The organism is Kribbella sp. CWNU-51 (genome assembly GCF_054073265.1).
This window is the reverse complement of the sequence record NZ_JBSXMZ010000051.1, coordinates 102,463-109,676: the sequence shown is the minus strand read 5'-3', so window position 1 is coordinate 109,676 and position 7,214 is coordinate 102,463. Positions and strand designations below refer to the sequence as shown.

At 67.8% G+C, this 7,214-nt stretch carries 7 protein-coding genes; all 7 read left to right on the top strand.

Annotated elements, in window-relative coordinates; all coding sequences use genetic code 11:
• Positions 1–39: 39 nt before the first annotated feature.
• Positions 40–222: a hypothetical protein gene (locus ACXC9Q_RS37630; protein WP_457061457.1), complete on the top strand. Its 183-nt coding sequence runs from the start codon at positions 40–42 to the stop codon at positions 220–222.
• A gap of 110 nt (positions 223–332) precedes the next feature.
• Entirely contained in the window at positions 333–755 is a 423-nt protein-coding gene (locus ACXC9Q_RS37625) for a TadE/TadG family type IV pilus assembly protein (protein ID WP_457061455.1), read from the top strand.
• Entirely contained in the window at positions 743–1,852 is a 1,110-nt protein-coding gene (locus ACXC9Q_RS37620; RefSeq protein ID WP_457061453.1) for a pilus assembly protein TadG-related protein, read from the top strand. Before ACXC9Q_RS37625 ends, ACXC9Q_RS37620 begins: the two co-directional genes overlap by 13 nt.
• A gap of 25 nt (positions 1,853–1,877) precedes the next feature.
• On the top strand, positions 1,878–2,705 hold the full coding sequence (cpaB, locus tag ACXC9Q_RS37615; protein ID WP_457061451.1) for a Flp pilus assembly protein CpaB: 828 nt from the start codon (positions 1,878–1,880) through the stop codon (positions 2,703–2,705).
• Between the two features lie 10 nt (positions 2,706–2,715).
• A complete protein-coding gene (locus ACXC9Q_RS37610) occupies positions 2,716–3,879 on the top strand; it encodes an AAA family ATPase (protein ID WP_457061449.1) in 1,164 nt (387 codons plus the stop codon).
• Positions 3,876–5,279 carry a CpaF family protein gene (locus tag ACXC9Q_RS37605; protein WP_457061447.1) on the top strand — a complete coding sequence of 468 codons (1,404 nt, stop codon included), beginning with the start codon at positions 3,876–3,878 and terminating at the stop codon, positions 5,277–5,279. The genes ACXC9Q_RS37610 and ACXC9Q_RS37605 overlap by 4 nt, the downstream gene beginning before the upstream one ends.
• Positions 5,276–7,213 carry a VWA domain-containing protein gene (locus tag ACXC9Q_RS37600; RefSeq protein WP_457061445.1) on the top strand — a complete coding sequence of 646 codons (1,938 nt, stop codon included), beginning with the start codon at positions 5,276–5,278 and terminating at the stop codon, positions 7,211–7,213. The genes ACXC9Q_RS37605 and ACXC9Q_RS37600 overlap by 4 nt, the downstream gene beginning before the upstream one ends.
• Position 7,214: the final 1 nt, after the last annotated feature.

Below are 7,214 nucleotides of genomic sequence, written 5' to 3'. Positions count from 1 at the left end.
CGGACGGCCGGGCCGCCGCCTCGCCAGGTTGGAGTTCCGATGCCCAGTCTCGCGGGGTTCGTCAAAACCCTTGCCGGCAAGGCGATGCGCAACGATCGCGGCACGACCCTGATCGAGTACGGCCTGGTGGTCGCGCTGATCGTGCTCGTCGTCGTACCCACTGTCATCATCCTCGGCCCCTTGGTCGCCGCTTTGTACACCGGCGTCATCGGGGCCTTCTGATCGACCTTCAGGAACCGGGAGAGCTCATGTATCCGAGACGAGGGCATCGCGGCGGGGAAACCCACCACGGCCGCCTATCTCGCATCCGGCCCGCGGCATGGGTACGCCGCATGCTGCCCTCGTCGATACATGGGAGCAGCGGCGCGGACCGCGGCGCCACTGCTGTCGAGTTCGCGCTTCTGCTTCCCCTGCTGCTCCTGATCGTGATGGGCATCATCGACTTCGGCCGGATGCTCAACGCACAGCAGACCCTCACCCAGGCCGCGCGCGAAGGGGCTCGGCTCGTCGCACTCGGACAGCCGAACGTGGCGAGTCGCACGCAGGCTGCCGCAACCGGGCTGAGCCCCGTCGGCGTGTCGATCCAGTCGGCCTGCCCGGTCGGCGCCGGCCCGGGCAGCAACGGCGCCGTGCAAGCCAGCTTCACCTTCCAGTTCACGCCGGGCCTCGGATATCTCGTCGGCCTGTTCGGTGGCACCGGCCTGAGCGGCCAGACCACGTTGTCTGCCCGGGGGGTCATGCCATGCGAAACCTGATCCCACCGTTCGTCCGTCCGATGATGCGGCTGCTCGGCGCCGACGACCGAGGTGCCTTCGGGGTCCTGGTCGGCATGCTGCTCGCGACCGGCGTACTGCTCGGCATGGCTGCTCTGACCGTCGACGTCGGACAGCTGTACCAGGAGCGTGCCGAGTTGCAGAACGGCGCCGACGCCGGCTCGCTCGCAGTCGCGAAGAGCTGCCTCAGCGGCCCGGCGTGCACCCCCGGTACGGCGGCCACCTACGCGAACCTCAACGCCAAGGACGGCGTGTCGGCGGTGACCTTGGTCTGCGGTCGCGACATCAAAGGCGGTCTGCCGGGTTGTCCGGCGTCCTCGGGAACCATGATCGACTGCCCGAGCGCACCGGCAACCGGGACGAACTACGTCGATGTGCACACCGCCACGAGGACATCGGGCGGCTCCTCGCTGTTGCCGCCGGTGTTCGCCCGCACGTTGACCGGAAACGCCGGCTACCAAGGCAGTACGGTCCACGCCTGCGCTCGCGCGATGTGGGGACCGGCCCTCCAGAGCTCGCAGTCACTCGCGATGACGCTCTCGCTGTGTGCGTGGACCCAGGCCACTGGTGGTACACCGCCGACCTTCGGCACCAACGTACGGATCTTTGTGCGCGACGCGCCCAACGCGCCCACCTGCGCCGGTCTGAGCGCGCCCGGTGAGTTCGGCTGGCTGACCGACAGCGGTGGATGTAGAGCCGCGATCGACCTCACACAGAGCGGTGCCATCGGGGGCAGCGACCCCGGCAAGAGCATCTCCAAGGCGTGTCAGGACGTGTTGACGTCGTACGTCGCGAGCGGGGCGCCGATCTTCATCCCGATCTTCGACACGACGACGGGTTCGGGCAGCGGCGCCACGTATCACCTGGTCGGACTGGCCGCCTTCATCCTCACCGGGTACGCGAACATGAACCCGCTCAAGGACGCCATCCCATCGCCGTTCACCAAGAGTTCGTGCCCCAACGGGGGGACCACTCCGTCCTGCATCTACGGACATTTCACGCAGGCCCTGGTGCCTGTGTCCACCAGCGTCGGCACCGGCACGTACTTCGGCGCCGCAGCCGTCAAGCTCGCCGGCTAGTACCGCCAGCAGAAGAGAGAGAACCATGAAACGTCGAGTTTTGACCATCGTGCTGGCGGTCGCGCTGGCCGTACTCGGGACAGCCGCCGTGCTGGTGTACGTCGATCGCGCGGACGCTCGTGCCGTCGCCGGACAGCAAGCGGTGACCGTTCTCGTTGTAGGCAAGGCGATTCCGTCCGGAACCTCCGCCGCTGACGCGAAGGCATCACTGCACCAGGAGACCTTGCCGGCATCGTCGGTGTCGTCGGACGCCGTCACGGAGATCACGCCGGCGCAGGAGTCCCTCGTCACCTCGTCCGACCTCAGCCCGGGCCAGCTGCTGCTGAAGTCGACGCTGGTAACCGCCGCGCAGGCCACCGGCGGACTGGCGATTCCCGACGGCAAGGTGGCTGTCACCATCACGCTCTGCAGCCCAGAAGCGGTTGCCGGCAACGTGAAGGCCGGCTCGGACGTCGCCGTCTTCGGTACGGTCGTCGTCGGCGGCACCGGCGATGTCAGTGCGCAGCCGAACTGCACCGGCCAGCACAAGCAACAGGGCGGCGGCAAGGCCGTCGCCAAAACCGCGGTCGTCATCCCCAAGGTGCGCGTGATCGCGATCGGCCCGGCGACGTCCGGCACGCCGCAAGACGACGCGAAGACGAGCAACAGCTCCTTCTCGCAGGGCGCCGCGTCGGGGCAGAACGACCTGACGCTGGTGACCTTCGCCGCGAATCAGATCGACGCCGAGCGCCTGATCCAGCTGTCCCAGACCTCGCTGCCGTACCTGGCACTGCTCGGCCCGTCTGCTCAGGTCAAGGTCCAAGACCACGACGAGCCGCTGTTCCCGGTTGCGCCGAAGACCACGAAGAAGTGAGGGCACTGCGATGACCATTCTTTGTCAGCCGGCCGCTGCGCCGGACGACCTGATCTCGAATCTCGGTGGGGACGTTCGGTCGGTCGACGACCTCGGTGCCGCGCTCCGCGCCCTGAACGACGACGCCGCCGAGGATCTCGTCGTGGTCGGACCCGATGCCGACGCCCGGGCCGCCCTGCGGTTCGCGGCGGACCTGCGGTTGGAGCGGCCGGCCACCGGCCTGATCCTGGTCCGCGATCACGTGGACGTCGACCTGCTTACGGAGGCACTTCGAGCCGGAGTGCGGGAAGTGGTTGCCGCCGGCGACACCGTAGCGCTCGTGGCGGCGTGCGAACGCTCGCGCGCGCTGTCGGGCCGGGTGCGCGTCAACGACGAGCCGGAACCGGAGCACCAGGGCAAGGTTGTCACCGTGTTCGCCGCCAAGGGCGGGTGTGGCAAGACCACCATCGCGATCAACCTGGCCGCGGCACTGGCCGCGAGCGACGGGATCCGAGTCTGCTTGGTGGACCTCGATCTCTCCTTCGGTGACGTGGCGATCAGCGTTCAGCTCGACCCGGTCCGCACGATCAGCGACGCCTTGCCGATGGCCGGCCATCTCGACACGACAGGTGCGGTCTCGCTGCTGACGTCGTACCGGCCGGGGCTGGACATGCTGCTGGCGCCGGTGACCCCCGGCGATGCGGAGAAGATTCCCGCCGCGCTGGTCGGCGAGCTGCTCACGGTACTGCGGGGGATGTTCGACTTCGTCGTGGTCGACACGCCGGCGCAGTTCAGCGAGCACGTGCTGACCGCGATGGACGTCTCCGATCACCATGTCCTGCTGACCACACCGGACACACCGGCACTGAAGAATCTGCGCATCACGCTGGACATGCTCGACCTGCTGTCCTACTCGCGCGACATCCGCACGGTGGTGGTCAATCGCTCCGACTCGAAGGTCGGACTGACCTCGGGCGACGTCGAGCGCGTGGTGCGCAGCGCCATCAACGGGCACGTGCCGTCCAGCCGCAGCGTCCCCATCTCGATCAACAAGGGCACCCCGATCGTGATCGCGACCCCGGCTCACCCGGTCAGCCAGGCGATCACCCGGTTCGCCCACGAACGTCTGCTCAGCCGGCCGGTTGCGGCCAGGTCCAAGGCGTTCGGACGCCGTGCTGCGGGGAGGCGATCATGACCCTGTCCGAACGATTGGCCAGGCGCCAGGCACACCCTGGGCAACAGTCCCAGCCGGTCCCCTCGAGTTCACCGAGTCCGCAGGCATCGGCCGACGTACCGCGCCGTGCGGCAAGGAATGCGGATCCGTTCGCCGGTGTGAAGCGCAGCGTGCACCAGGGTCTGTTGGAGAGCCTGGGGCCCAAGCTGTACGACGCTCACCTCGACCAGCACGAGCTCGAACAGCAGGTCACGCAAACCCTGCAGGCAGTACTGCAGCGCGACGACACCCCGATGACCGCGGCCGACCGTGCGCGCGTCGCGCAGGAGGTCGCCGACGAGATCCTCGGCCACGGCCCCCTCGAGCCTTATCTGCGCGATGCCGGCGTCTCCGAGATCATGGTCAACGGTCACGACCAGATCTACATCGAACGCGACGGGCGGCTAACCCCGGTCGACGCGGCGTTCACCGATGAGAGCCACCTCCGTCGCACCATCGACAAGATCGTCTCCCGAGTCGGCCGCCGGGTCGACGACGCCAGCCCGATGGTGGATGCGCGTCTGCCCGACGGCAGCCGGGTGAACGCCGTCGTACCGCCGATCGCGCTGGACGGGTCACTGCTCACGATCCGGAAGTTCGCCGCCGACCCCTTCACGGTCGACGACCTGATCTCCTTCGGCACGCTGACCGGGCCGGTCGCGGAACTGCTGCAGGCGTGTGTGCGGGGCCGGTTGAACATCCTGATCGGCGGCGGCACCGGCTCCGGCAAGACGACGACGCTGAACGTGCTGTCGTCGTTCATTCCCGATGACGAACGCATCGTCACGATCGAGGACGCCGCCGAGCTACAGCTGCGGCAGGAGCACGTACTGCGGCTCGAGTCGCGTCCGGCGAACGTCGAGAAGCGTGGCGAGGTCGCGATCCGCGAACTGGTCCGCAACTCCCTGCGGATGCGCCCCGACCGCATCATCATCGGTGAGGTCCGCGACGGCGCCGCGCTCGACATGTTGCAAGCCATGAACACGGGCCACGACGGCTCGATCACCACCGTGCACTCCAACGCGCCACGCGACTCGCTGTCCCGGCTGGAGACCATGGTGCTGATGGCCGGCGTCGACCTGCCGCAGCGGGCGATCCGCGAGCAGATGTCCTCCGCGCTCGACCTCATCGTGCACCAGGCCCGCCTCAAGGACGGGACACGTCGCATCACGCACATCACCGAGGTCAGCGGGATGGAGGGCGAGGTCATCACCCTCCAGGACGTGTTCCAGTTCGACTTCCGTGCGGGTGTCGACGAGCACGGCTGTTTCCGCGGCACGCTGCGGTCGACCGGCCTGCGCCCGGGTTTCCTCGATCGGCTCGCTGATCGCGGCGTCTACCTGCCGCCGCAGATGTTCGGCTTGGAAGAGGTGCATCGATGACGATCGCGCGACGCGTCCGATGGCTGAGTGCCGTTGTCCTCGGCTCGGCAGTCGTTCTGCCGGGAATCGCGCACGCGGACGGCGCTCCGTCGGCACGGATCGACTCTGTGCAGGTCAGCCAGGGCCATGCCAGCTTCGTGCTCACGACCGCCAACGTGTCAGGAAAGCTGGACTCGAAGTCGGTGCGCGTCCAGGCCGGCAGCACCTCGCTGCCGGCACAGGTAACGTCGGTGAGCAGCACCACCGTGACAGCAGCTCCGCCGCGCGCGGTGGTCATCGTGCTGGACACCAGTGGCTCGATGGCCGGTTCGGGGCTTGTTGCGGCGCGTCAGGCCGCGCTCAGCTACCTTGCCAGCCTTCCGAACGACGTAAAGGCGGGCCTGATCACCTTCTCCGACCGGCCTCGTCTCTTGGTCGCACCGACGACGAACCGCACTCCGGTTCGTGCGGCATTGGCGCACGTACAGGCCACAGGCGACACGGCGCTGCACGACGCTGTCCGTGCCGCCATCGCCACGCTCGACGCCGCCCGCCTCGGCTCGTCAGCCCAACGCAGGCTGGTCGTGCTGTCCGACGGTGTCGACACGTCCAGCAAGGCGAATCTCACCTCGGTGACCAGGCAGCTCGCGACGGATCGCGTCCCGGCTGACGTCGTCGCCTTCCGGTACGGCAGCAGTGACGCATCAGCAGCACAGCAGATCGCGTCGGCCGCGGGCGGACGAATTCTGACCGCGCAGAACGCCGGTGAGCTGACGGCGGCCTTCGCTGCTGTGGCGCGGAACTTCACTGCGCGCGCCAAGGTCGACGTCACTGTGCCCGACGCATTGGCCGGCCGTAGCATCATGCTGCGGGTCGCCATCGGTTCGGTCAGCGCCAAGACCATGGTTACCTTCGCCATGGTCACTCCGCCAAGTCCGGCGCCGACGAACGCCGTACAGCCGGCTCGGACGCACCAGACCATCTGGTCATGGCAGCTCCTCGCACTGCTGGCAGGTGTCTTCTTGATCGTGGTGCTCTCCGTCGTACTCCTGCGCTGGCAGGGCTCCCGGGAAGACACTGCGCGTCGGTTGATCCAGAAGGTCAGCCAGTACGGACCTCGCCGCGACGAGCATCCCACCGGTGAGGTGGAGGGCGCCGCCTCGCGGACCGCGGTCGGTCTCGTCGCCCAGGTCCTGCGGTCCAGCGGCGCCGAACAAGGACTTGCCAAAAGGCTCGATCTCGCGGACGTGAAGCGCAAGCCGGCCGAGTGGGCGTTGCTTGTCCTCTGCGGCAGTACGGCGCTGGGGGTCGCACTGATGCTCGCAGGCGTCAACGGGCTGCTGAGTCTGCCGATCGGGCTTCTCGTCGGATGGCTTGCCCAACATGTCTTCCTCAGCATCCGCATCGGCCGCCGCCGTGCGGCCTTCGGCGAACAACTCCCCGATGTGCTTCAGCTGATCGTCGGATCGCTTCGCTCCGGGTTCTCGCTGGCGCAGGCCATCGATGCCGTCGTACGCGACGGCACGCAACCGGCCGCGAGTGAGTTCTCCCGGGCACTCGCGGAGACCAGGATCGGTGTCGATCTCGAGGACGGTCTCACCCACGTTGCGGACCGGATGCACTGCGAGGACCTGCGCTGGGTCGTGATGGCCACCCGGATCCAACGGGAGGTCGGCGGCAACCTGGCCGAGGTACTGACGAACACCGTCGACACCATGCGCGAACGCGCACAGACCCGCCGCCACGTCCGGGCGCACAGTGCCGAGGGGCGGCTGTCCGGCTACATCATCGTCAGTCTGCCGATTGCGCTCGGTGCATGGCTGACGTTGAGCAAACCGCAGTACATGAGCCCGCTGTTCACCACACCGATCGGCGTCATGATGGTCGCCGCCTGCGTCGGACTCATCATCGTGGGCGCGTTCTGGATCCGCGTCTTGATCAAGGTGGAGGCATGAG